Source organism: Prauserella muralis (assembly GCF_003202285.1).
Lineage (GTDB): Bacteria > Actinomycetota > Actinomycetes > Mycobacteriales > Pseudonocardiaceae > Prauserella_B > Prauserella_B muralis.
The window spans coordinates 797,789-822,295 of sequence record NZ_MASW01000001.1; the positions used below are offsets into that span (position 1 = coordinate 797,789).

Here is a 24,507-nt window from a genome sequence, read left to right on the forward strand (position 1 = left end):
GCAGCGTTCGCCTCCAGATCGTAGGACTGCTCATGGTGGGCGTTGGCTCGATCTTGACGGCCGCACCGACAGTACTAAGTGCAGCAGCAGCCGTCTAGAACGGGCCATTAGCGGGCCATTCAGGGCGGTCAACCACGGCCAACAGCGGCACCCCGCGCACATACTCGTCCGCAGGTCAGGGCCACTTTCCAGCGTGATCACGCTGGTTCCCAAGCTGAGAACGCGGGTTCGATTCCCGTCATCCGCTCCAGACTTGTTTCCGCAGATCAGAAGGCCCGCCTCCCGATCCTGGGAAGCGGGCCTTCCGCTTGTGTTGATCACTTCCACCAACCCGCCGGCAACATCATTCGGCCGTTACGGCGCCGTGCAGCTGCCCGGAACGGTGCTTGTCCACCAGGCCCGAGAGCCCGGTCGCGACCATCCGGACCGCCTCACTCGTGGCCGCTGGAAGCTCAACGCGGCCCCGCATGTCGTCGTGGCGGGGCAGCAGCCTCAGACATCGAGCGCGGACCAATCGGTGGCTGCGATCGCTGCCTGTAGATCCCAGGTTGGCACGCGGACCCGATTCACAACCGTCTGATGTGGACCCGAGGTTCACTTGTCGGCCGAGTGGTACACCGACACGTGTTTCGTGCTCGTGGCGTCGAACGGTCGGCGGTCCCAGTCTCCGTATCGTTCTCCCAGCTGGAGCCCGGCCAGTTGTGCCATCAGGTCGAGTTCGGCCGGCCAAGCGTAGCGGAGGGCCACGGGCCGGAGCCGGTGCCCTTCGCTGTCCACGGTGATGTGCTGAGCATCGACTCGCTGGTGCACGGCATCGTGCAGTGCGACCTCGTAGGTGGCCGAGTCTTCGCCCACGGCAAGCGTCTGAACTCGGCGATCGAAGCGCCCGGGGTCGGGGACGAAACATTCGAGGACGAACGACCCGCCGGGCGCCAGGGCACCTGCGACCGCACGGAAGCAATCGACCTGCCTGGCCTGCGTGAGCAACGCGAAGAAGCTGTTGGCGACCAGGTAAACGAGGTCGAACGGCCCTTCGACGGCGACGTCGGCCATGTCGCCGATGGTGACGGGAATGCTCTGCCCTCCCGCCTTCTCGCGCAGCCGGGCCACCATCGACTCGGACGAGTCGATGCCCACAACCTCGACGCCGCGCTCGGCGAGCGGCAGGGCCACGCGGCCCGTTCCGATCGCCAGTTCCAGCGCCCGCCCGTCGTGGGCCAGGCCCGCCAGTAGCTCGATCGCGGGCGATACGTCCGACCCGTCGAACAGATCGTCGTACACCGACGCCCAAGCCTCGCCATAGCTGGCCGGATCCTCGAACCTCGACACAGCACGCAGCCAAGCAGAGCCGTCACGGCGCGAGCAAACACCTCCCGCCCCTTGGCGTTCAACTCACAGCGAGTTGACGGAAGGGTCCCTCGGTCGCTCACACCGCAGTTTCCCGGCGTCGCGCCAGGGTGAGGGCGGGGGTGGGGGCCGGTCGCGGTGCTGCCATGCCCCGACCACCCCGTGGGCGCTGTTGCGCAGGGGTCTTCGTGGGGGGTCGAGCCGGGCGGGGGGCAGGAACTCCGGCAGCCGGTCGGCCGGGTTGATCCGCACCTCCCACTCGGTGTGGTGCAGGATCCGGTGGTGGCGGGTGCAGACCAGCACCAGGTTGTCGATGTCGGTACCACCGTGGTTGATCCAGTACCGGATGTGGTGGGGCACGGTCCACTTGGGTGGCCGGTCGCAGCCGGGGAAGGCGCAGCCACGGTCCCGCAGCGCCAGCGCCCGCCGTTGGGCCTTGCTGGCGTGGCGTTCCCCCCGTCCCAGGTACAGCGGCTGGCCGGGGTGGCCGAAGATCGCGGGCACCACCTCCGCCTCACACGCCAGGCGGCGGAGTTGGTCGAGGCTGGTGCAGCCGGGTATGTCCAGCAGGCGCCGGTTGACCCGGGATTCGAGCTCGGTCAGGGGGATGGTCACGGTCAGCACCGCCCGCTGTCCGCCCTGCACCGTCAGCTCGTCCGCGCGCGCGGCGGAGTCGATCACCTCCGCCAGGGCGTCGCCTTGGCGTTGTTCGCGGGTGCGCCAGTCCGGGTGGCCCTCGGCATCGGCCGGGCGGGGTGTCGCGAGCGGCCCGAACAGCCCCTCCAGGGTGGTGGCGGTCTCCGGGTCGAGGAAGCCGGAGAACACCATCTCCCCGCGGCGGTTGCGGCGGTAGCGAAACGCCCGCTGCGGCTCCGGCGGATCGGCCGGCGGCCGATCGTCGGTCTGCCAGCAGGCGATCAGCCTCCGCCCCGCGGCCCGGACCGCCTCCGGCCGCGCCTGCACCGCCAGCTCCAGCAGAATCCGCTCCGCCTCGACCCGCTCCTGGTGCGACAGGGATTCCGGGCAGCGGGTGAACACCCGCCCGATCTCCCGCGCCTGCTCCACCCCAACCCGCCCGGCGGCCAGCGCGGCACCGGTCGCCGCCAACGGCGCCGGTACGGTGTCTCCCCGCAGCGTCACCCCATCCTGGGTGGCCGTCGCATCCGCCAGCCGGGCCTGGATCTCCCGGGCCGACAGGCGCAGCTCCTCGGCCAGAAACCCCCGCACATCGGCATACCCACCCGACAACCCCCGCCGCCGCGCCTCACCCAACAACCCGAGCATCTCGGCATAGGCCTGCCGCAGCACCACCTCCTGCCCGACCAAGGCCGCCGCCAGCTCCCCATCGGACACACGCCACCCCTCAACCGAGGCGGCGCTGTCGCTGGAGGTAGTCGATGTCTCGAACACCCCATCATGGTAGCGCGATACTCGAACACATGTTCGTACACGATCGGGTGGCCTATGGTCAGACGACTTCGGCCACTGAGTCCTCTCCCAGTCGCCCCGGCCAGGTGGCTGGGGCTCGCCCGGTGACCGCGGTACTGATCGTTGGCACCGGCGACATGGGCGAGCGGATCGCGGATGGCCTGGCTGCCGGCAGCCGCGTGCGACGCGTGCTGGTGGCTGGACGATCGTCGGCGGGCGAGGGGGTTCCAGCGACCGTGGCCGGCGCCGGACCTGGCCGACCCCCATCGCCGTCAACGACCTGGCGGCCAGGGCCGCCCGGCTCGACTCCCTACTCGGCTGAGTGTGTCCGGCGCCGTGGCTACTCCCCGGTGACGCCGTCGATCGACTCCCGGATGAGATCGGCATGCCCGTTGTGGCGCGCGTACTCCTCGATCATGTGCACCACGATCCATCGCAGGCTGGGCCTCCGCCCGTCCGGCCAGCCTCGCGTGGCCAGCCGGTCCAGACCGCCGTCGGCCAGCGCTTCGCTGGTGAGCTCCCGGGAACGCAACACCGCATCCCGCCACACGCGGAACAACTCGTCAGGGCTGTCACGCGCGGCCGAGTGCCAGTCCCAGTCCGGATCGGACTTCCAGTCGACCGCGTCCCACGGATCACCGAGCCCTCGGTCGTGCAGTGCTCGCGAGAACCAGTGGGCCTCCACATAGGCCAGATGCTTGAGCATCCCGCCCAGCGTCATCGAGGATGCGCCAACCGTCGCCCGCAGGCTATCCGCGTCCAGCCCGGCGCATTTCCACTCCAGCGTGGCCCGGTGGAACTCCAGGAAGCCCAGCAACGTGTCGGTCTCCCCGGAAGCCACGGGCGGCTCCGCACGGCCCTGCTCGTCCACGATCGTCACGACCGCCGAGTCTAGGCAGCCGCTCCACCCGACCGGCCGAGCAACCTGCCGCGGAGTGCGGCGAGTTGCCGCTCGGTGACCCCGGCCCGGCGCAGGTAGCTGCCGGTCTCCACGGCCGCGAGTGTGGCGAGTACCGAGTCGCGGACAGACGTGCCGTGGGAAGCGACAAGCGCGTCGATCCTGCCGTTCTGGTCACCGAAACCCAGCTCCTTCCAGGCCGGCGCCAACCGCTGCGCGCTGCGTAGGTAGTCGTCAGCGATGGTTTCGCCGGGCACACCGGCCAGCGCGAGCAACAACATGGTGACCAGGCCCGTGCGGTCTCTCCCGCCGGAGCAGTGCACCAGCACCCCGCCGGGACGGGCGTCGGCCACCGCACCGATCACGCGCGCCACCGTTGCCGGAAACCGGTGCAGGAAAGCGCCGTAGTACAGCGGCGTGCAGTCCAGCCCGCCGCCCCATTGATCCCAGAACTCGGTGTCGGCCGGATCGTCCAGAGGGATGTGCACGGTCGCCAGCTCGGCCGGACGTCTCGCGCCGCCATCACCGCGCTCGTCCGGACTGCGAAGATCCACCACCGTCCGGATCCGTACGAGCCGAGGGCCGCCCAGCCCTCCGCGATCAACCGGTCGACGGAATCCGCGCGGACCACGGCACGCGGGCACGTCGCGCAGCCGTCCACTGTGGGCAGGCCGCCGAGATCGCGGACGTTGTAGCAGCGCGGCCAGTCGAGGTCGCGTCCGGAGTCCCGCATCACTCCGTCCAGCCCGCGTTGCCGAGGATCTCGCGAATCACCGGCCACTTCGCCTCGGCGTAGTAGTTGATGTCCCGCCACTCGTGACGCGCCAGCTCGCGCTTCACCGCGGCGTAGCGGGCGCGATCGGCAGCATCGGCTCGCAGCCGATCACGGAACACCAGGTAGCGGCGCACCTCCAGGTGATCCGGTGGGTAGCAGTGCAGGTTCACCGGCCCGTCCGTCCGTTCGAGGCGAAGGCACCTGTGCTCCGGCTCCCGCACGCGCACGACGTAGCCCGCGGCCTCCAGCTCTGGCACGTAGGCGGGCTCGTCATCCGGGGCGTCGATTCCGGCGACGATGTCGATCACCGGTTTGGCCACCAGGCCGGGCACGGAGGTGGAACCGATGTGCTCGATAAGTCTCGCCCGATCACCCAGAATCGTGCGCAGTTGGGCAGCACACGCCTCGTAGCGGGCAGGCCAGGCCGGGTCGTATTCGCGCAGCTCGACCCGGGTGGGCCGCAGGCCGCCCACCAGTTTGGCCGCGAGCGCGTCGTCGGTAAGCCGCTCGGACATCACCATCGTTCCTACCGCATCCACGTGACGGCGATCACCTCGATTTCGGCGAGCGCTTCGGCGCGCACGCGTCTGGCGCCGGTGCTCCGGATAATCGGCGACATGACCGACGCGGCGCTGCCCGGCGCGATCGAGCTGCCCGACGGCACCTGGGTACGCGGCCGGGGCCTGCGCAGGCCCGATCCGGGCGAGCCGCGGCCCGACTTCGGGCTCTACCTCGGCGCCGCCATCCTGCATCGCCGCCACGAGCCGTCGCTGGACTGGCCGCACGAGTGGGTGCACTGGCCCGACGGCTGGGTGCCCTCGGACTGGGAGGCGGCAGCGGACGCCATCGTCCGCCTGCGCGAGCGAGCCAGGGCTGGCGAGCGCGTCGAGCTGGCCTGCCACGGCGGAGTCGGACGCACCGGCACCGCGCTGGCCTGCCTCGTCACGCTCGCGGGACTGCCACCCCGGGACGCCTTGCGCTGGGCCCGCCGCAACTACCACCGCCACGCCGCCGAGCTGCCCTGGCAACGGGCCTGGGTGGCGTGGTTCGCCCGCCGGCAACGGCTCGGCCGCCGGCTCTGACCCAACGCCCCGCCCCTCAGCCGTCCACCGCCTTGCGGAGCCGGGCGGGCGCCTTGATCCGCCACGCCTCCTCGATCAGCTCCGCCAGCTGCTCGCGGTCGACGAGGTCGAGGTTCAGCAGGATCGCCCCGTAGCCGTCGTAGTGCGGCGTCGTGTAGAACGCCGGATCGCCCGAGTCCAGCAGCGCCGCCTTCTCGTCCAGCCCGCACATGAGCACGAGCCCTCCCTCGGCCTCCGTGCGCAGCCGGGCGAAGCCCTTGCCCGCGACCTTCAGCGACGGGCTCCGGAACCAGGTCGACTCCTCGACCTCCGGCAGCTCCGCGGCGATCGCCACCACGTCCTCCCATGTCGGCATGGCGCCATTCTCCCGCCTGCGAGCCCGCCGGTCTTGGCGAAATGGGAACCATCCGGCCATCGGCCGTCCGGCCGATGCGCGTGCGCGCTCGCGGCCCTTCGACCGAGGTCAGCGCACCCTCGCCGGTCCTAGCGTCGAGATCATGACGACGGCACAGCAAACAGCACTGGTCTACGGGCTGCTCGGGTTCTGCGTGGTGTGGGGCATCGTGCTCGTCCCGCAGCTGATCAGCCACTACGCCCGGTTCGGCCGCGTGCTGGGAAGGCGGGTCGCCGCCACCGCGGCGGTGACGCTCTACGGCTGCCTCGCCGTGGCCGTGGTGCTGCTTCCGCTGCCGGGGCCCGGCACGAACCGGCTCTCCCAGACGGTCCAGCTGGTGCCGTTGCAGTGGGTCAGCGACGTCGGCACCGAGCTCGCCCGGCACGGCGAGCCCTCCTCGCACGCGCTGTTCACGCTGGCCTTCCAGCAGGTGGCGATGAACGTGCTGCTGTTCGTCCCGCTGGGCCTGTTCGCCCGCCTGCTGTGGCGGCGCGGGCTCGCCGGGACGGTGCTGCTCGGCTTCGGCGCGTCGCTGGCGATCGAGATCACGCAGGTCACCGCCAACTTCGGCACCGCGCCGTTCGTCTACCGGATCTTCGACGTCGACGACCTGCTGAACAACACCGCGGGCGCACTGCTCGGCTGGGTCGTCGCGGCCCTGTTCGTGGCACTGCGCAGGGCTAGCGCCGTGGCTGCTGCTCCAGCCGAGCCTGCAACCGTGCCGGTGCCAGTGGGTCGGCCTCGCCCAGCCGTGCCAGCCGGGCCTGCCTTTGCCGGGCGTCCCGTCGCGCCGCACGCCGGTCTTCGAGCAGGACCGTCAGCGCGGCAGCGATGAGGAGCAGCGAGGCGAGGGCGACGACCAGGGCCAGTTCCACGCATCCCCCTTGATGCCGGCTTGTGTGGCAGATCACAAAAGCGTAGGGGATACGACCACGGTCCCGCCACCCCGCCCGGCTCGTCAGCGCGGGGGCAGGACGCAGAACTCGTTGCCCTCCGGATCCGCGAGCACCACCCACGGATGCCGCTGCTCGTCCGAGAGGACCCGCGCGCCGAGGCCGACCAGCCGGCCGACCTCCGCGTACTGGTCACCGCCGACGGGCGCGAGATCCAGATGCAGCCGGTTCTTGCATGCCTTCGCCTCCGGAACCGGCTGAAACACCAGCGACGGCTCACCGTCGAGTTCGACGTAGCAGGCACCGTCGGCGTCGTGCCAGCGCCGGGGCTCCGGACAGCCGAGCACCTCCCGCCAGAAGGAGGCGAGCCGCTCCGGATCGGCACAGTCGACGGCGACGGCGAGCACATGTGCGGTCATGCACTCTGCATACCACGCCGGCAGCAGGCACACTGGGCAGTCATGGGCGGGCAGGACGTCGAGGACGTGATCGCACCCGGGTTGCGTGTGCTGTTCTGCGGGATCAACCCCGGCGTCCGATCCGGAGCGACCGGCCACCACTTCGCCCATCCGGGCAACCGGTTCTGGCCGGCCCTGCACCGCAGCGGATTCACTCCGCGCAGGCTCGCGCCCAGCGAGCAGCACGAACTCCTGGACTACGGGCTCGGCATCACCAACCTTGTGGCGAGGACCACCGCACGTGCCGACGAGCTCACGGCCGACGAACTGCGCGAGGGTGGCCGGAATCTCACCCGCAAGCTCGCCGAGTACCGCCCGCGCTGGCTCGCGATGGTCGGGATCACCGCGTTCCGCGCGGCCTTCGGCAGGCCAAGGGCCGCGGTCGGACCGCAGGACGAGCAGGTCAGCGGCGTCGACGTGTGGCTACTGCCGAACCCCAGCGGACTCAACGCGCACTGGACGCCCGACCAGCTCGCCGCCGAGTTCGCGGCGCTGCGCGAGGCCGCGTCGTAGCACACGGTGTCACTGCGGCTACGCCACATAATCGCAGCTCAACCGCAATGCGGCCCCCCTCCCGGGGGACTCTCCGTCATGGATTAAATGAATGCTCGTCCAAAGCGTCACGAGGCCCGATGTCGCGAGTCCCAGCAGGGGAGGGACCGGGAGCCGGCCTCGCACATGGGGGGCCGTGTGCAGCGGCGAGCGAACGCGTCCTGCGAGCAGGACGGTGGGAGACGGAGAACGAATGACGCACAGCATGGACAAGGGCCGGGCGGCACCCGGACTCGGCGCGGCGGGCACGCGGGCTCTCACCGTCGCGGCGCTGGATCCGGTGCCGATCTACCGTGAGGGGCTCAACGCGCTCATCAGCCGTACCCCCGGCCTGCGCTGGGTCGGCCACGCCGCGACCCACCATGCGTCGCTGCAGCTGTGCGAGCAGTTGCGGCCCAACATCGTCATCGTCGACTCCGGGTTCGACCCGAACGGCCACCTCGTCCGCCTGCTGTGCGACGGCGACCCGACCCTCGTTGTCGTGGTGCTGGTCCGCGACGCCCAGCGCACCGCCCGGTTCCTCGCCACCGCGGTGGCGGCGGGAGCGCACGGCATGGTGCCGAGGACCGCCGACCCGAGGCGGCTCGCGGAGGCCATCCGCAGGGCACACGTCGACCGCCGCTACACCGACCCCGCGCTCGCCGGGCTCACCGCGCGGCCGAAGCGGCAGACCGCCAACGGCCAGGTCGCCGCCTCCGGCTCCGGCTACCGCCCGCAGCTGCCACTGTCCCGGCGCGAGTACCAGGTGCTGCAGCTGGTGGCCGAGGGGCTGGAGAACTCGGCCATCGCGAAGGTGCTTTTCCTCTCCGTCGAGACGGTGCGCACCCACGTCAAGAGCATCCTGCGCAAGCTGTCGGCCCGCGACCGCACCCACGCGGTGACCACCGCCTTCCGCACCGGCATCCTCATCGCCAGGCCCGACGACTCCGCGGCCAAGCAGCCCGACGCGGCTCCGCCCGGCGGCCAGGACGGCCTCGGCTGAGGCCTGTCCGGGCGATCTCTTCCTCACAAACGGGGCGTCGTCCTTGCCGTCGGTTACCAGCAGGTAATATCCTGAAGTTACCGGCGAGTAGGGCAGCGATGTCCGACCCAGGAGTGCCCAGCCGGAAACCGAACAACCCGTACGGAGAGACGACATGGGCCACTACAAGAGCAACGTCCGAGACCTGGAGTTCAACCTCTTCGAGGTCCTCGGCGTCCAAGAGCGCCTCGGCAAGGGCGTCCTGGAGGAGTCGGACGAGGAGACCGCGCGGGGTGTGCTGACCGAGCTGAACAACCTCGCCGTCGGCCCACTCGCCGAGTCCTTCGCCGACGCCGACCGCAACCCGCCGGTCTACGACCCGAAGACCTTCTCCGCCACGCTGCCCGAGTCGTTCAAGAAGAGCTACCAGGCACTGTGGGACGGCGAGTGGTGGCGCATCGGCCTCACCAACGACCTCGGCGGCTTCGGCCTGCCCCCGACCGTGCAGTGGGCCGCCTCCGAGCTCATCCTCGGCGCGAACCCCGCGCTGTTCATGTACATGGCGGGGCCGAACTTCGCGATGATCGTCGACAAGAACGGCACCGAGGAGCAGAAGCGCTGGGCGCGCATCATGATCGAGCGCGCGTGGGGCGCCACGATGGTGCTCACCGAGCCGGACGCAGGCTCCGACGTCGGCGCGGGGCGGACGAAGGCCGTGCTGCAGGAGGACGGCTCCTGGCACCTCGAGGGCGTGAAGCGCTTCATCACCTCGGGCGACCAGGACATGACCGAGAACATCATGCACCTGGTGCTGGCCCGTCCCGAGGGCCCCGGCATCGAGGCCAAGCCCGGCACCAAGGGCCTGTCGCTGTTCCTGGTGCCCAAGTACCACTTCGACACCAACACCGGTGAGCTTGGCGAGCGCAACGGCGCCTTCGTGACCGGCGTCGAGCACAAGATGGGTCTCAAGGTCTCCACGACCTGCGAGCTGACCTTCGGCCAGCACGGCACGCCCGCCAAGGGCTGGCTGCTCGGCGAGGTCCACGACGGCATCGCCCAGATGTTCCAGGTCATCGAGTACGCCCGCATGATGGTCGGCACCAAGGCCATCGCGACGCTGTCCACCGGCTACCTCAACGCGCTCGAGTACGCCAAGGAGCGCGTGCAGGGCCCGGACCTGACGCAGATGCTCGACAAGACCGCGCCCCGCGTCACCATCACGCACCACCCGGACGTGCGCCGGTCGCTGATGCTGCAGAAGGCCTACGCGGAAGGCCTGCGTGCGGTGTACCTGTACACGGCGTCGTACCAGGACCAGATCTGGTGCCAGGACGGCGACGCCGACGCGCTCGACCTCGCCGAGCGCGTCAACGACCTGCTGCTGCCCATCGTCAAGGGCGTCGGCTCCGAGCGGGCCACCGAGCAGCTCGTGCAGTCGCTGCAGACCCTCGGCGGGTCCGGCTTCCTGCAGGACTACCCGATCGAGCAGTACATCCGCGACGCCAAGATCGACTCGCTGTACGAGGGCACCACCGCCATCCAGTCCATGGACTTCTTCTTCCGCAAGATCGTCCGGGACAAGGGCAAGGCGCTGACCCACATCGCGGGCGAGATCACCAGGTTCATCGAGTCCGAGGCGGGCAACGGCAGGCTCAAGAACGAGCGCGCGCTGCTCAAGCAGGCGCTCGACGACGTGCAGGGCATGCTCGGCGCGATGATCGGCAACCTGACGGCCTCCCAGGAGGATCCGAGGAACAGCTACAAGGTCGGCCAGCACACCGTGCGGTTGCTGATGTCGGCGGGCGACCTGCTGGTCGGCTGGCAGCTGCTGAAGCAGGCCGAGATCGCGCTCGGCAAGCTCGACGGTGACGCCGCGGGCAAGGACGCCGCCTTCTACCAGGGCAAGGTGGCGGTCGCCTCGTTCTTCGCCAAGACGGTGCTGCCCGAGCTGACGGCGCGCCGCGCGATCGTCGAGGCTGCCGACAACGACCTCATGGAGGTTCCGGAAGCAGCCTTCTGACCTGCGCTTTTCGCCACGGAACCCCCACGGCCCGCGCGGCCGTGGGGGTTTCGTGCGGTTGGAAACCGGCCGGTGCGGGTAACTCTTTCGAGTCATTTTGTTGACTCAGAACAGGAGCGAAGACCATGGCTGTATCCGGAATCATCTCCGCGATACTGGTGGGACTCGTGCTCGGCGTGCTGGCAAGGCTGGTGTTGCCGGGCAAGCAGAACATCCCGGTCTGGCTGACCATCCTGGTCGGGATCGTCGCCGCGTTCATCGGCACGGCCATCGCGCGTGGCATCGGCTACGCCGACACCTCAGGGTGGGACTGGCTGGAGTTCCTGACCCAGCTCGGCGTCGCGGCCCTCGGTGTCTCGCTCGTGGCGGGTACCTACCCGAAGAGCCGTAAGCGTCTGAAGCTCTAGCCGACCCGATCTCCCGAATGCGGCATTCGTTCCACTGGCTGGATCGAATGCCGCATTCGTTCCGTCAGGGAGCCCGTCGGGCAGCGTGGGGCGTCAGTCTCGGGGTGGCCCTGGCCTGCAGAGAACCGCCGGCCTGGGTTCGTAGGTCACCTCGCGCGTCTCGGTGCGCACCTGCCTGCCCGTGCGGACGTCGTAGAGCGTCCTGGTGTCGGCGACCGTGAAGCCGAGCGCACCCTGCGACGGTGTGCAGCCCGGTCCCCGCTCCAGCTCGACCGGCGCCGGGCGCAGGTCCGACCGCCTGCCCGTGCTGCTCTCCACGCGGTAGCGCTTCGTGCCCCAGATCCGCACCGTCACCGTGGAACCCTCGGCGCTCGCCTGCACGGCGACGCCCTTGGGCAGGTCGTTGGTGAAGGCCAGGTCGACGCTGGAGCCGTCCTCGCGCAGCGAGATGGCGTCCCGGCCGAGCGGGTAGCGGTCCACGTAGTGCCGGTGCGGAGTGTGCCCGGCGTCCTTCAGCCCGGCGAAGTAGGCGGCGTTGTACAGCGTCGTGGTGAACTGCGAGACCCCGCCGCCGATCACGGAGCGCCCGCTGCCGTCCTCGCCGACCGGCGCCTCCACGTACCCCTGCGACGACGTGCGGGCGCCCGTGTGGCCGTCGAGGCTGAACGTCTCGCCCGGCCTGACGAGCGCGCCGTTGACGGCGGCGGCCATCGTGGCCACGTTGTGCGCCGCGGCCCCGGAGAGCCCGCCCGTGGTGAACTCGCCGATGACCTCCCTGATGCCGAGGTCGCGCGCCTGTTTCGTGGTGACGTCCGGTGTTCGCGTGCTGTACACGACCGGCAGTTCGCGGTCCTCCGTGCGGCCGGCGATCTCCACGAACGGCGCGAACGTGCGTTCCCAGTCGATCTGCCTTCCCGGCTTGGACGGCTCGATCGAGGGCCTGCCTCCTGCGAACGTGATCCGCGCGCTGACCGGATCCTGCTCCGTGCTCGACAGCGCGGGCCGCAGCACGTCCTGCAGCCGGCCGCGCTCCAGCGTCACCCGCAGTGCGCCGTCGTCACGCGGGGTGAACCGCAGCGCGTCGGCGATGTCGGCCGGACGCAGCACCACGTCCCTGTCCTTGCCGCGAACCTGGATGGGGCCGGACACCATCGGCCGCACGGTGCCCTCCAGCGTGCGGCGCACGCCCTCGGCGGTTGCCCTGGCGGGGGTGACGTCCACCGGCAGCTCGAGCGCGCCGTTGCCCAGCCAGCCGTCCTTGACGATCGCCATCGCCGCGTCGAGATCGGTGAGCCGCTGGCCCTGCCTCGGCTGCACCGCGTACGGGCGCACGGTGCCGCCGCTGCCCGCCAGCGTGTGGAAGCCGATGTCGCCCTCGGTCACGTCGTGGTTGATCTCGTCGTCGGCGAGGCCGGTCAGCGTCTCCCGCAACTGCTGGTCGTCGCTGGTGGTCACCACACCGACCTCCCGGCTGGTGAAGAACGACGTCACCCTGGTGAGCGGGTTCAGTGGCTGGTTGCCTGCCTGCGCCAGCGTGCCGTCCCAGTCGAGACCGAGACCGGCGTCCTCCGGAGACAGCTGGGCCCGCACGTCACCCGCGCGCACCGCGATCGGCTCGGAAAGGCGCGGGCCGAGCTCGGCGCGCAGCCTCGACTCGGCCTCGCTGTGCGAAAGACCGCCGACCTCGACCCCGGCCACGGAGACGCCACGGGGCACGTCGCCGAGGCTGACCATCAGGTCGGTCACGTAGAGCACCACGAACAGCACGGCGGCCACTCCGGCGAGCAGGAACGCCCTGCCGATGCCACGGCGCATCCGCGTGGAGGACGTCGGCGGCGGGGTCCGGACGACGTCGGGTCGCAGCAGCTCGTCGACCAGCTCGTCGTCGTCGGTGCGCGGGAAGGCGGAGAAGGCCTGCGGGGCGGCCTTGCGCTCAGCGGGGTCGGAGTCCCACTCCGGCCAGTAGTGTTCCTCCCGCATTCGGCCCCTCCACCGGTTCCGCCTACAAGTACAGGCCCGTGCCGTGCTCCGTACGCTCGCTGGCCACCGCGTGGATGTCACGCTCGCGCATCACGCGGTAGGCGTCGCCCTGGATCTCGACCTCCAGCTGGTCCTCCGGGTTGAACAGCACGCGGTCGCCGACCTTCACGTTGCGTACATTATTGCCCACTCCCAGTACATTGCCCCAGGTGAGGCGGCGCGCCACCTGAGCCGTCGCCGGAATCACGATGCCGCTGCTGCTGCGGCGCTCTCCGTCCTCGGCGGGGACCCGGACGAGTACCCGGTCGTGGAGCATCTGGATCTCGAGCTTCGCGTCCGGGTCGAGTGAGCTGTTGCGGTCTGACACGCGCCTCATGCTACGTGGCCGTCACGCCGGATCTCCCGCCATGACAAGGCGGAGGGTCGCCTCGCCGTTCCGGTCGATCCGCACCGGCACGCCCCAGTCCTGCCGGGTGACGCGGCACGCCGGGTGCTCGGCGTCGGTGTCACAGCTCGCGGCCTGCGCCACGATCTGCAGCACGCCCTCGGCGTAGTCGTCGGCGAGCTGCAGCGTGCGGGTCAGGTCCGTGCCGCTACCCGCGCCCTCGGCGAGCAGGCCCGGCGGGGACGCGCTGACCTCCAGCCTGGTGGACGGGCCGAACCGGTCGTCGAGCTTCTCTCCAGGCGGGGGGACGAACGCGACGGCGAAGTCCAGCCTGCCCGGCGCGAGCACGGTCGGCGGCCTGCGCACGGCGTGCGCCTCGCCCTCGACGCGGTCCGGTTCGGTCCGGCTGTCGAGCGGACGCAGCCGGTGGGCGGCCGACTCCACGACCAGGACGTCGGTGTCGGTGCGCACCAGCCCGGACGGCTCGGCAAGGCCGGTCGCGAGCGTGGACACCTCGCCGGTCGCCGGGTCGTACCGGCGGATGGCGCCGTTGTAGGTGTCGGCCACGGCCAGCGTGCCGTCGCCGAGCACGCTCACCCCGAGCGGGTGCTGCAGCAGCGCGGACGCGGCCTTGCCGTCGCGGTGGCCGAAGGAGAACAGGTCCGTGCCCACGGCGGTGTAGACGGTGAAGCCGTCGCCGGCGGGCTCGATCCAGCGCAGCGAGGACGTCTCGGCGTCCACGAGCCACAGCCGGTCCCTGCCCACGGCCAGCCCCGAGGTCTGCGCGAAGAACGCCTCGCCCGCGGGGCCGTCGCGCAGCCCCTCCACGGTGGTGCCCGCGAGCCGCCGGACGGTGCCCTCCACCGGGTCGAACACGCTGAGCGTGTGGTTGCCTGCCATGGCGACGACCACGCCCTCGACCGCATCCCACCAGCGCACGTCCCACGGGCTGGTCAGGTCCACGTCGAGCGCCTTGCCCCCCGGCTCGCCGTCGCGCCACTGGCGCCCGGTGCCCGCGACGGTGGTGACGCCGCCGGTGCGCAGGTCGACACCGCGCAGCAGGTGGTTGGCGGTGTCGGCGACGACGAGGTGGTAGCCGACCTGCTCGGCGACCCGGTCGGGCAGCAGGGCGAGCCCGGACGGCTCGGCGAAGGTCGCGACGTCGAACGCGCCGTCCGCACGGCCGCGCTCGCCCCGGCCGAACCGCCGGACGAGGGTCTCGGCGTCGGAGGCGAACTCGGCGATCGAGTGGTTGCCGGTGTCGGCGACGAGCACCCTGCCCTCGGCGGTGACGACGGCCTTGCTCGGAAACCGCAGCTCCGTCTCCTCGACCTCGGGAGCCACGTACACGCTGCCGCCCTGGCGCAGCGTCCCCTTCTCCTCGTGGGTGGCGACGACCTCGGTGAGCACCCTCCGCAGGGCCTCGGCGTGCCCCTCACCCGCGGCGACGTGCACCACGTAGCCCTCGGGGTCGACCACCACGAGCGTCGGCCACGCCTTGACCGCGTAGGCGCTCCAGGTCCTCAGGTCCGGGTCGTTGAGCACCGGGTGGTGCACGCCGTAGCGCTCGACGGCGGCCTCGATGGCCGCGGCCTCGCCCTCGTGCAGGAACTTGGGCGAGTGGACACCGATCGTGACGAGGACGTCGGCGAACTCCCGCTCCAGCGGCCGGAGCTCGTCGAGCACGTGCAGGCAGTTGACGCAGCCGGACGTCCAGAAGTCGAGCAACACGATCTTGCCGCGCAGCCCGGCCAGCGACAGCCGCTTGCCGCCCGTGTTCAGCCACCTGTCGCCGGTCAGCTCCGGCGCGCGCACATGCCTGCCTCGATTCGTTGCACTCACACCTGTAGTGAACGCGACGCGCCGGGCGCGGCTTCCGCGCGGGGCCCGGAATCCCCCCGTGAGGGCGATGTCACGGCGACGGTGTTCAGCCCTTGGCAGGACCTCCCGCCGGCTCGGTGAGGGTCACGGTGGGCGCCCGCGTCCCGGTCTGCCACAGCTTGGCCGTGGAGGTGTTCTGCGGTTGTGGTTTCTCCGCGCAGCTCGCCGTCAGTGCGGCGACGGCGAGCGCGGCGACGATCGCGGCGACAACGCGCATCTCGGATGCCTGAATTCGGTCGGGGATGTGACGACATTCCTGCATCGTCACCCAGCGGCGTCGCGTTACCGCTCTGCGCGAGCCTTGAGGCGCTCCAGCGTCGCGGCGATGTTGCGCTGGTTGCGCTCGTCCCTGCCGTCGGGCCGTACGCCGACGAACGGAGACGTCAGCACCCGGAACCAGCGTGGCGAGCGGTTCCAGGTGACCTCGCGGACACGGCAGCCGTCGCCGGACGGCTCGAGGTCGTACTGCCAGCGCGACACCGGGATCGGCCCGAACGTCACGTCGAAGGCGAACCGCCTGCCCTCCTCGGCCTCGGTGATGGTGGCGACCGTGCTCCACCGCCGCAGCCCGTTGCGGTTGCGGCCCCGGAACCGGGCGCCGGGGCGCGCGGCGGTGGCGCCGCCGAGCCAGCGGTGGCCCGCGTACTCCCCGGCCAGCTCGGCGAGCACGCCCGGGTCGCTCACCAGCGCGTAGACCCGCTCGGCGGGCGCATCGATCTCGATCTCACCACTGGCCGTGGGCGCGGTGGACGGGGAGGACGGGGACGGCTCTGTCGGCATGCGCGCAGATCCTAGCCGCCGTTGCGCCGCAGGGTCCTGGTCATGCCCGCGGCGACCGTGGTGGCCAGCACCCAGCCCATCGCGGTGAACCCCGTGGCCACCCACTTGTCCTCGTCGGCCATGTACCAGCGGTTCTTGTTGCCGAAGTCGGCAATGGGCACCAGCAGGTCCACGGTGTAGAGCACGGGATTCCACTCGAGGCCGGTGTCGTCCCTGTTGATCACGCACCGCTCGCCCACGACCTCGAACCGCTGGGTGTTGGTGGTGCAGTCGTCGCCGCGCAGGCCGAACCACAGGCTGCCCGCGACGAGCAGCATCAGCAGCCAGCCCAGCGCGCGGACCGGGCGGTAGCCGTAGCCGACCATCCAGCGTTGCAGCCAGCTCCACAGCCGCACGCTCGCGCCGAGGTAGCGGTAACCGCGGGCCAGCGACTCGTAGCGGTACTGCTGCTTCTTGAGCAGCACGGTGTCGGCGTGTTCCTCGTTGCCGCTGGAGCGCAGCATCGCGGCGAACTGGTCGTAGGGTCCAGGCCGGTAGCCGCCCATGGCGTCGTGCAGCATCGCCAGCCGTCGCGCCACCGTGGCGTCGTCGCGCAGCGCGATCGGCGTGTCCAGCGCGTCGTACCGGAAGTCCTCCAGCTCCAGGCCGCCGGTGGCCTGCCACAGCTCGGGCGTGTCGCTGAGCGTGCCGCAGCGGGCACGACGCAGCACGACCCCGCCCTCGGGTGGCGCGGGCAGGGCCAGCACGAACTCGTCGGCGACGGCGTCGCCCGCGTCGAGCGCCACCTTGTCCCGTGGCGTCGAGCGCAGCTCGGCTCCGGTGAGGTCGATCTTGCGCTTGACGACGGCGCCGTCCATCGTGACGCCGCCGCCCGCCCGGAACGGCCGGTCGCGGTTGGCGGTGAGCAGGACGCTGCGGGCCACGTCCACCGAGCGCAGATCCAGCGACCAGCTGCTCGCCTCGCTGACCTCGGGCTGGGTGAGCTCGGTGCCGCGCAGGTCGATGCTGCCGCCGACGGTCATGCCCTGCAGCCGGACCGTGCCCGCCACGGCGCAGTCGGCGAGCAGCAGGTTGCCGGAGACGGTGCTGCGCCGGGCGGAGAACACGTCGCGCTCGGGATGGAAGAACGTGGCGGCGCGGACGAACAGGTTGCCGCGCACGGCGACGTCGGCGAGCCGGACCTGGCCCTCCGACCACAGGCCGGTGGCGTCGATGTCGCCGTTGATCTCGCTGCCGTCGAGGTGCACCGCACGGTCGTGGAACGGCGGGGTCTGCCCGCGCAGCACGTGCACGCGCGCGCCCGCCAGCCGCAGCGAGCCGCCGAGGTGCGCGTTGACCATGCGGATGGTGCCGGTGACGTCGAGCTGGTCGGACAGCTCCACGTTGCCGTCGACGTGCATGCGGTCGGCGATGAGCGCCGGCCGTGGATCGACGTACCAGTCGCCGGTCTTCCACGCGTCGACGACGATGTCGCCGGTCTGGTCGACGGCCAGCTTCGCGCCCCGGAAGACGATGTCGCCCGACACCTTCAGACTGGGCATGAACAGCATGCCGTTGGCGCTGAAGCGGCGGCGCTCGGTGCGCGGCCCGTAGCTGTCCACCTCGCACAGCAGGCTGCCGCCGACCTGCAGGCCGTTGCCGTTGAGCGCGAAGCCGTCGGGGTTGTTGAGGGTGGCGCCGGAGAAGTTCACGTTGCCGCCGGTGCGCAGACCGGGCACGCGCACCTCGCCGCTGGCCTCCAGCCGGTAGGCGAGCAACGCACCGGTGATGACGAGCCGGTCGGCCTGCATTGCCTTGCCGCGCGGATGCTTGAGGCTGCTGCGGGTGAGCACCACCGAGCCCTCGATCACCGCGTCGGTGAGGTTCACCGCCGCGTCGGGCACGCCGCGCTCGGCGTCCTCGGCCCTGCGCACGGTGGTCTCGCTGTCGGCGCTGCCCGAGTCGACCTCCACCACGCTGCGGATGAGGCGCACGTCGTTGCGGCTGCGGAGGTTGCGGGCCTTGAGCCCGGGCAGCCAGCACCGCCGGAACACCAGGCCGAGCAGGTTGGCCTCGCGCACGTCGGGTGGCTGCTCGAACCGGCACCGCTCGAAGCGGAACAGGTACTGCAGGTCGGCGGCGCGCAGGTCGAGCTTTCCCGTGATGTAGGCGTCCTCGACCTGCACGATCGGGGCGTTGGTGGCCTGCTTGCGCCAGCGCAGCAGGCCACCGTTGCCCGGCTCGATGAACGGCCGCAGCAGGTCGGCGGCCTTGACCTCGTACTCCTTGCCGGGGTCGGGATCGAACGGGTTCAGCCGGGGGCGCGCCGGCTCGGCGTTGTCCTGCGAGGCCTCCTCCGGCTCACCGGGCTCCCGCGTCCCGATCCGGCGAAAGCCCGGCATCCCCGCCTCCTCGTGCTCGTGTCCGCCCCAGAGCCTCAGCGAAGCTGATCATGAGCGTGTTACGCAATCGGCTCAATGGAGTACTCCGCGTATTCGGACGCCGCCAGGGACGTGGCCGGTTCCGGCCGCCTCAGGCCTCGGTGGCGTGCACGGGGTTGAGGACGCGATGCAGGAAGCTGCGGGTGCGCTCGTGCCGGGGCTGCCCGATCACGTTGGCGGCGGGGCCCTCCTCGACCACCGTGCCGTCGTCCATGAACAGCACGCGATCGGCCACCTCGCGGGCGAACTGCATCTCGTGCGTCACGACGAGCATGGTCATGCCCTCGTCGGCGAGCTGCCGCATGACGGCCAGCACGTCGCCGACCAGCTCCGGGTCGAGCGCGGACGTCGGCTCGTCGAACAGCATCACGGCAGGCTGCATGGACAGTGCCCGCGCGATGGCGGCCCGCTGCTGCTGCCCGCCGGAGAGCTGCGAGGGCATCGCGGCGACCTTGTCCAGGAGGCCGACCCGCTTCAGGTTGTCCCTCGCGATGCGGTCGGCCTCGGCCGCGTCGCGCTTGAGCACCTTGCGCTGGGCGACGGTGAGGTTCTCCAGCACCGAAAGGTGGCCGAACAGGTTGAAGCTCTGGAACACCATCCCGATCGTGCGCCGCGCCTTGTCGATGTCGACGTCCGGATCGGTCAGCTCGAAGCCGTTGACCACGACCTTCCCGGCGTTGGGCTCCTCGAGCAGGTTCACGCAGCGCAGCAGCGTGGACTTGCCCGAGCCGGAGGGTCCGATGATGCAGACCACCTCGCCGCGCCGCACGCTGAGGTCGATGCCCTTGAGCACCTCGAGACTGCCGAACGCCTTGTGCATCCCGGTCACCTCGACGATCACGTCACTCACGCCGTCACCTTGAGCCCTTCGTCCTGCTTGCGCCCGGTCCTGCGTTCCAGGTAACGCGACAGGTAGCCGAGCGGCACCGTGATGATCAGGTAGGCCAGCCCGGCGAGCAGGATCGGGGTCAGCGAGTTGGTGGTGTTGAGTCCCTCGCGGCCGAACTTGGCCAGCTCGAACTCGTCGCGGGTGAGGCCGAGCAGATATATCAGCGACGAGTCCTTGGTGAGCAGGATCAGCTCGTTGGTCAGCGGCGGCAGGATGATCCGGAACGCCTGCGGGATCACCACGGTGATCGTCGTGCGGGTCTGCGACATCCCGAGCGACCGCGCGGCCTCGATCTGGCCGGGCGGCACCGCCTGGATGCCCGCCCGCAGCGTCTCCGCGATGTAGGCGGAGCCGACGAGGCCGAGCGCGATCGCGGCGGTGGAGTAGATGTCGAACCGCAGGTTGAACGCGAGCGGCACGCCGAAGCCGAGCGCGATGAACACGAGCAGCGCCGGGATGCCCCGGAAGAACTCGATGTAGAGCGTCGCCAGCCAGCGGTACGGGCCGACGGAGGACAGCTTCATCAGTGCCAGCACCAGGCCGATGCCGAGGCCGAGCCCGAAGCCCAGTGCCGTGTAGATGACGGTGTTGACCAGTGCCGAGGTGAACACCTCGGGGAACTGCGTGGACGCGGCCTCCATGTTGAAGAACGCGTGCCGGATGGTGCCCCAGTCGGCGAGCACCACCAGCAGCACGACGGCGACCACGAGGACGGCGTACTGGACGCCGCGGACGGCTCGCGCGCGCTGACGACGCGACATCGCCATGGAAGAACTCCTCGAGACAGGACTCATGAGTGCCCGGCAGGGTAGACGTCCCTGCCGGGCACTCACGACGGCTGGGTGGTTACTTGCTCTCCGGCTTCTTGCCGAACCACTTCTCGTAGATGGCGTCGTAGCGGCCGTCCTGCTTGGCCGCCGCGAGCACCTCGTTGATCTTCGAGCGAAGCGCGCCGTTGCCGCTGGCCACGGCGATGCCGTACTCCTCGCCGGTCTCGAACTCCGCCGTCACCTCGGTGTCGGGGTTCTTCTTGACGAAGTCGTAAAGCACCGAGTTGTCGTTGATCGCGGCCTGGACCTGGCCGGTCTTGACCGCGGTCTGCAGCAGGGCCAGGTCCTCGAACTGGCGGACCTTGTAGCCGTACTTGTCCTTGTTCTCCTCGGCGTAGTCCTCGCCGGTGGTGCTCAGCTGCACGCCCAGCGTCTTGCCGCGCAGCTTCTCCAGCCCGTCGATCCCGGAGCCCTTCTTGACCAGCAGCGCCTGGTTGGCGTCGAAGTAGCCGTCCGAGAAGTCCATCACCCGATCGCGCTTGTCGTTGATGGTGATGGCGGCGGCGGCGAGGTCGCACTGGCCGGTCTCGAAGGACTGGCCCGACTCGATGCCCTCGAAGGAGGTGTCGAAGATCTCCTGCTTGACGCCCATGTCCTCGGCCACGAGGTCCACGAGGTCGACGTCGAAGCCCACCGTCTTGCCGTTCTGGGTGAACTGGAACGGCGGGTAGGGCAGGTGGGTGCAGGTCGTCAGCTGCCCCTCCTTGACGAGCTGGATCTCCCCGCCGGCCTGCGAGTCACTGCCGGGGTTGACCTCCTCCGCGCACCCCGCCACGGTGGCGGCCAGGGCCAGCGCGGGCAGCAGAACGAGCGCTCTGAGGTTGAGTCGACGCGCCACGATGTTCACTCCTAGTAGTTCCTACTGGTCGAGTAGAGCGCATCCTGCCACTCTTTGGAGCCAGTGCGCAGCACCGGACACGTTACGGACCAGTTTCGACAGCCGAGCCGCCGAGGACCCGCCTCCACCACCCGCCCGTTGACCTGCCGCTCTGCGCTGGTCGGCGCCGGTTCCGAGGTCGCGGACCGGGTCCAGGGGCTCACCGGCTCGCGAGCGCGGCGGGCCTGCGGCGGCCGAGGAGCAGGAACCACGCCAGGTAGGCGCCGCCGAGCGCGGAGGTGACCACGCCGACCGGCAGCAGGGACGCGTCCAGCAGGCGCTGGCCGAGGTAGTCGGCGGCCAGCACCAGCAGCGCCCCCATCACCGCCGAGGCCAGCAGGTTGGGCCCGGGCTGGCGGGTCAGCCGCTTCACCAGTTGCGGGGCCGCGAGCGCCACGAACGGGATCGGCCCCGCGGCGGCCACCGCCACCGCGGTCAGCGCCACCGCCAGCACGAACAGCACCCGCCGTACCCGGTCGACGTCCACCCCGATGCCGATGGCTGTCTCGTCGCCCATCTCCAGCATCCGCAGCGGCCGCGCGTAGCCGAACAGCACCGGGGCGAGCAGGCAGACCACGGCGGCGACCGGCCACACATAGCCCCAGTCGCGCCCGGCGAGACTGCCGACCTGCCACGTCACCGCCTGCGACGCGGCCTCCAGCGTCGAGCGCGTCAGCAGGTAGGAGTTGACGCCGACGAGCACGGTGCCCACGCCGACGCCGATGAGCACGAGCCGGTCGCTGCGCAGGCCCCTTGGCCCGCACAGCGCCGCCACCAGCAGTGCCGTGAGCAGGCCACCGACCACGGCACCGAGCGCGACGGTCACCGTGCCCGCGCCGAAGACGATGATCGTCGCGACGCCGCCGGTCGCCGACCCCGCCGTGAAGCCGATGATGTCGGGGCTGCCCAGTGGATTGCGGCTCAGCGTCTGGAACACCGCACCGGACAGCGCCAGCGCCACGCCGACCAGCGCCGCCACCAGCACGCGCGGCAGGCGCTGCTCGGTGACGATCAGGTAGTCGGCCTTGCTGCCCTGCCCGGCCAGCGTGGCCAGCACCTCGCCGGGCGCCAGCGCGTAGTCGCCCGTGCCGATCGACAGGACCGCGAACCCGAACGCCACCAGCACCAGGCACGCCACGACGGCGACGACACGTCTCGTCACTTGCTCACCGCCTTCAGGCTGCGGATCAGCAGCACGAACACGATGCCGCCGATCACGTCGGTGACGATGCCGACCTGCAGCTCGGCCGGGCTGGCCAGCAGCCTGCCGAGCACGTCGCAGCCGAGCAGCACCACCGGCGCGGCCAGCACCGACAGGCCCAGCACCCAGCGCTCGTCCTGACCGGCGACGAACCGCACCAGGTGCGGCACCATCAGCCCGACGAACGCGATGGGCCCGCACGCGGCCGTCGCCGAGCCCGCCAGCAGCCCCACCGCGACGACGCTGGCCAGCCGGATCAGGGCGGGGTTGGCGCCGAGACCGTGCGCGGCGTCGTCGCCGAGCGCGATCGCGTTGAGCGCCCGCCCCAGCAGCAGCGCCATGACGACGCCGGCGACGAAGAACGGCACCAGCCCGGTGAGCGTGCCGAGGTCGCGGTTGGCGAGCGAGCCGACCAGCCAGAACCGCATCTGGTCGAGCGCGTGGGTGTCGATCACCTGCATCGCCTGGTTGAGCCCGACGAACGTCGCCTGCACGGCGATGCCCGCCAGGGCCAGCCGCATCGGGCTGGCGGCGCCACGGCCGCCGCCGATCGCGTACACCAGCGCCGTCGCGCCCAGTGAGCCCGCGAAGGCGAACCACACCGCCACCGCCGGGCTGGTCACGCCGAAGACGGCCGAGGCGAACACGATCATCACCGCGGCGCCGTGGTTGATGCCGAGCAGGCCGGGGTCGGCGATGGGGTTGCGCGTGACCGACTGCAGCAGCGCCCCGGCCAGCCCGAGGGCCATCCCGGCGGCGATGCCGAGCACCGTCCTCGGCAGCCGGGTGTCGCGCACCACCACGTCGGCGTAGGTGCCGTCGTAGGCGAACAGGGCGTGCAGCACCTGCCCCACGGAGAGCTGGTTGGACCCGAGCGCGATCGACAGCACGACCACGACGGCCAGCGCGGCGAGTACCCCGGCCAGCGCGAGCACTCTGGCCGGGCGGCCGGTTTCCCTGGCCGAGACGGTCGTCACCATGGCCATAAGGCTAAGGGAAGGCTAACCTCATCGCGTGCAGATACGCAGTGATCTTTCCCGGAGGCGGTTCCTCGGCGGCGCACTCGCCCTCGGCGCCACGGCGACGCTGGCGGCGTGCGGCTACCAGGAGGACACCGGCGGCTCCGGCACGAGCCAGGCATGGTCCTACACCGACGACCGCGGACGCAAGCTCGGCGGCGACCGGCCGAAGCGCATCGTCGCGCAGGTGACCGCGGCGGCGGCGCTGTGGGAGTTCGGCATCCGGCCCGTCGGCATCTTCGGCCCCTCGAAGCTGCCCAACGGCGAGAAGGACCCGCTCGCGGGCCCCATCGACCTCGGCAAGGTGCAGTCGCTGGGCAACGTGTGGGGCGAGTTCAACTACGACCGGTACGTCTCGCTCGAACCGGACCTGCTGATCAGCGTCATGTACCTGCGCGACGAGCTGTGGTACGTGCCCGCCGAGCAGGCCGAGGCGGTGGAGAAGGCCGCGCCGACACTGGGCGTCGACCTCGCGGGCGTGTCGATGCCGGACGGGATCGAGAAGTTCCGCACGCTGGCCAAGGCGCTCGGTGCGGACGTGAACACCCCGCGGATCAACGAGGCCAAGGCCACCTTCGAGCGCGCGGGGCAGAACTTCGCCGACGCGGCCAAGACGGTGAACGGCAAGACGGCGCTGCTGGTCTCGGCCACCAAGGAGGGCATGTGGGCGGGCAACGCGCAGGGCTTTCCCTCCAGCAAGCAGATGGCGGAGGCGGGGCTGACGTTCCTCGAGCCCAAGGCGCCCGGCGACGGCAACTACTGGGAGCAGCTGAGCTGGGAGAACGCGGGCAAGTACCGCTCGGACATCATCCTGCTGGACAACCGGCACGGGAACCTGCAGTCCGAGCAGCTCAAGGCCTCCTACCCGACGTGGCGGCAACTGCCCGCCGTGCGGGCGGGCAACGTGTTCGCGTGGAACCCGGAGACGCCGTTCTACTACGAGGCGGCCACCGAACAGCTCGACCGGCTCGGGTCGTCGCTGCGCACCGTGTGACGTACGTCTTGCCCGTTCGCGGGTGAGGAGGGTTAC

General features: G+C 70.7%; 24 protein-coding genes and 1 pseudogene. 7 read left to right on the forward strand and 18 right to left on the reverse strand.

The window, feature by feature from the left end; genetic code table 11:
• Positions 1-594: 594 nt before the first annotated feature.
• The 5 genes and pseudogenes from BAY60_RS04745 to BAY60_RS04765 form a co-directional block, all read right to left on the reverse strand.
• A complete protein-coding gene (locus BAY60_RS04745) occupies positions 595-1,329 on the reverse strand; it encodes a class I SAM-dependent methyltransferase (RefSeq protein ID WP_112279572.1) in 735 nt (244 codons plus the stop codon).
• A gap of 63 nt (positions 1,330-1,392) precedes the next feature.
• Positions 1,393-2,700 carry an HNH endonuclease signature motif containing protein gene (locus BAY60_RS04750; protein WP_170160304.1) on the reverse strand — a complete coding sequence of 436 codons (1,308 nt, stop codon included), beginning with the start codon at positions 2,698-2,700 and terminating at the stop codon, positions 1,393-1,395.
• 415 nt (positions 2,701-3,115) lie between these two features.
• Complete coding sequence (locus tag BAY60_RS04755; RefSeq protein WP_112279574.1) at positions 3,116-3,655, reverse strand: DinB family protein; 540 nt, start codon at positions 3,653-3,655, stop codon at positions 3,116-3,118.
• An 11-nt stretch (positions 3,656-3,666) separates the two neighbouring features.
• A pseudogene (locus BAY60_RS04760) lies at positions 3,667-4,406 on the reverse strand (tyrosine-protein phosphatase).
• The gene (locus BAY60_RS04765) at positions 4,406-4,963 is read right to left on the reverse strand and encodes a GrpB family protein (RefSeq protein WP_112280714.1); all 558 of its coding nucleotides are present in this window, start codon (positions 4,961-4,963) and stop codon (positions 4,406-4,408) included. The pseudogene BAY60_RS04760 and the gene BAY60_RS04765 overlap by 1 nt, the downstream one beginning before the upstream one ends.
• 102 nt (positions 4,964-5,065) lie before the next feature.
• Between BAY60_RS04765 and BAY60_RS04770 the strand changes: the two genes are divergently transcribed.
• Positions 5,066-5,530: a protein-tyrosine phosphatase family protein gene (locus BAY60_RS04770; RefSeq protein ID WP_112279576.1), complete on the forward strand. Its 465-nt coding sequence runs from the start codon at positions 5,066-5,068 to the stop codon at positions 5,528-5,530.
• A 16-nt stretch (positions 5,531-5,546) separates the two neighbouring features.
• Here BAY60_RS04770 and BAY60_RS04775 read toward each other — a convergent pair whose 3' ends face one another.
• A complete protein-coding gene (locus BAY60_RS04775) occupies positions 5,547-5,885 on the reverse strand; it encodes an MmcQ/YjbR family DNA-binding protein (RefSeq protein ID WP_112279577.1) in 339 nt (112 codons plus the stop codon).
• 142 nt (positions 5,886-6,027) lie between these two features.
• On the opposite strand from BAY60_RS04775, the gene BAY60_RS04780 reads away from it, so the two are divergent.
• Complete coding sequence (locus BAY60_RS04780) at positions 6,028-6,759, forward strand: VanZ family protein (RefSeq protein ID WP_112279578.1); 732 nt, start codon at positions 6,028-6,030, stop codon at positions 6,757-6,759.
• A 123-nt stretch (positions 6,760-6,882) separates the two neighbouring features.
• On the opposite strand, the gene BAY60_RS04785 is transcribed toward BAY60_RS04780, so the two are convergent.
• On the reverse strand, positions 6,883-7,236 hold the full coding sequence (locus BAY60_RS04785; protein ID WP_112279579.1) for a VOC family protein: 354 nt from the start codon (positions 7,234-7,236) through the stop codon (positions 6,883-6,885).
• 42 nt (positions 7,237-7,278) lie between these two features.
• Here BAY60_RS04785 and mug point away from each other — a divergent pair, with 42 nt between their 5' ends.
• The 4 genes from mug (at position 7,279) to BAY60_RS04805 (ending at position 11,215) form a co-directional block, all read left to right on the forward strand.
• The gene (mug, locus tag BAY60_RS04790; RefSeq protein WP_112279580.1) at positions 7,279-7,788 is read left to right on the forward strand and encodes a G/U mismatch-specific DNA glycosylase; all 510 of its coding nucleotides are present in this window, start codon (positions 7,279-7,281) and stop codon (positions 7,786-7,788) included.
• Between the two features lie 232 nt (positions 7,789-8,020).
• Complete coding sequence (locus BAY60_RS04795) at positions 8,021-8,809, forward strand: LuxR C-terminal-related transcriptional regulator (protein ID WP_112279581.1); 789 nt, start codon at positions 8,021-8,023, stop codon at positions 8,807-8,809.
• 154 nt (positions 8,810-8,963) lie between these two features.
• On the forward strand, positions 8,964-10,808 hold the full coding sequence (locus BAY60_RS04800; protein WP_112279582.1) for an acyl-CoA dehydrogenase: 1,845 nt from the start codon (positions 8,964-8,966) through the stop codon (positions 10,806-10,808).
• A 125-nt stretch (positions 10,809-10,933) separates the two neighbouring features.
• On the forward strand, positions 10,934-11,215 hold the full coding sequence (locus tag BAY60_RS04805; RefSeq protein WP_112279583.1) for a GlsB/YeaQ/YmgE family stress response membrane protein: 282 nt from the start codon (positions 10,934-10,936) through the stop codon (positions 11,213-11,215).
• A gap of 93 nt (positions 11,216-11,308) precedes the next feature.
• On the opposite strand, the gene BAY60_RS04810 is transcribed toward BAY60_RS04805, so the two are convergent.
• The 11 genes from BAY60_RS04810 to BAY60_RS04855 form a co-directional block, all read right to left on the reverse strand.
• A complete protein-coding gene (locus BAY60_RS04810) occupies positions 11,309-13,195 on the reverse strand; it encodes a VanW family protein (RefSeq protein ID WP_112279584.1) in 1,887 nt (628 codons plus the stop codon).
• Between the two features lie 22 nt (positions 13,196-13,217).
• A complete protein-coding gene (locus BAY60_RS04815) occupies positions 13,218-13,571 on the reverse strand; it encodes a GroES family chaperonin (RefSeq protein WP_112279585.1) in 354 nt (117 codons plus the stop codon).
• Between the two features lie 12 nt (positions 13,572-13,583).
• Positions 13,584-15,395 carry an NHL domain-containing thioredoxin family protein gene (locus tag BAY60_RS04820; protein ID WP_112279586.1) on the reverse strand — a complete coding sequence of 604 codons (1,812 nt, stop codon included), beginning with the start codon at positions 15,393-15,395 and terminating at the stop codon, positions 13,584-13,586.
• Between the two features lie 112 nt (positions 15,396-15,507).
• A complete protein-coding gene (locus BAY60_RS36990; RefSeq protein WP_170160306.1) occupies positions 15,508-15,678 on the reverse strand; it encodes a hypothetical protein in 171 nt (56 codons plus the stop codon).
• A gap of 65 nt (positions 15,679-15,743) precedes the next feature.
• A complete protein-coding gene (locus tag BAY60_RS04825; protein ID WP_112279587.1) occupies positions 15,744-16,241 on the reverse strand; it encodes an SRPBCC family protein in 498 nt (165 codons plus the stop codon).
• 11 nt (positions 16,242-16,252) lie between these two features.
• Positions 16,253-18,622 (reverse strand): oxidoreductase, encoded by a 2,370-nt coding sequence (locus tag BAY60_RS04830; RefSeq protein WP_112279588.1) that lies wholly within the window; start codon positions 18,620-18,622, stop codon positions 16,253-16,255.
• Between the two features lie 130 nt (positions 18,623-18,752).
• Positions 18,753-19,511 carry an amino acid ABC transporter ATP-binding protein gene (locus BAY60_RS04835; RefSeq protein WP_112279589.1) on the reverse strand — a complete coding sequence of 253 codons (759 nt, stop codon included), beginning with the start codon at positions 19,509-19,511 and terminating at the stop codon, positions 18,753-18,755.
• Positions 19,508-20,317: an amino acid ABC transporter permease gene (locus BAY60_RS04840; RefSeq protein WP_112279590.1), complete on the reverse strand. Its 810-nt coding sequence runs from the start codon at positions 20,315-20,317 to the stop codon at positions 19,508-19,510. The genes BAY60_RS04835 and BAY60_RS04840 overlap by 4 nt, the downstream gene beginning before the upstream one ends.
• A 79-nt stretch (positions 20,318-20,396) precedes the next feature.
• Positions 20,397-21,218 carry a transporter substrate-binding domain-containing protein gene (locus BAY60_RS04845; RefSeq protein ID WP_112280715.1) on the reverse strand — a complete coding sequence of 274 codons (822 nt, stop codon included), beginning with the start codon at positions 21,216-21,218 and terminating at the stop codon, positions 20,397-20,399.
• A 199-nt stretch (positions 21,219-21,417) separates the two neighbouring features.
• Positions 21,418-22,419, reverse strand: coding sequence for a FecCD family ABC transporter permease (locus BAY60_RS04850; RefSeq protein ID WP_112279591.1), 1,002 nt, complete (start codon positions 22,417-22,419; stop codon positions 21,418-21,420).
• Entirely contained in the window at positions 22,416-23,444 is a 1,029-nt protein-coding gene (locus BAY60_RS04855) for a FecCD family ABC transporter permease (protein ID WP_170160307.1), read from the reverse strand. Before BAY60_RS04855 ends, BAY60_RS04850 begins: the two co-directional genes overlap by 4 nt.
• Positions 23,445-23,472: 28 nt before the next feature.
• Here BAY60_RS04855 and BAY60_RS04860 point away from each other — a divergent pair, with 28 nt between their 5' ends.
• The gene (locus BAY60_RS04860; protein ID WP_245992324.1) at positions 23,473-24,471 is read left to right on the forward strand and encodes an ABC transporter substrate-binding protein; all 999 of its coding nucleotides are present in this window, start codon (positions 23,473-23,475) and stop codon (positions 24,469-24,471) included.
• The last annotated feature ends 36 nt before the right edge of the window (positions 24,472-24,507 follow it).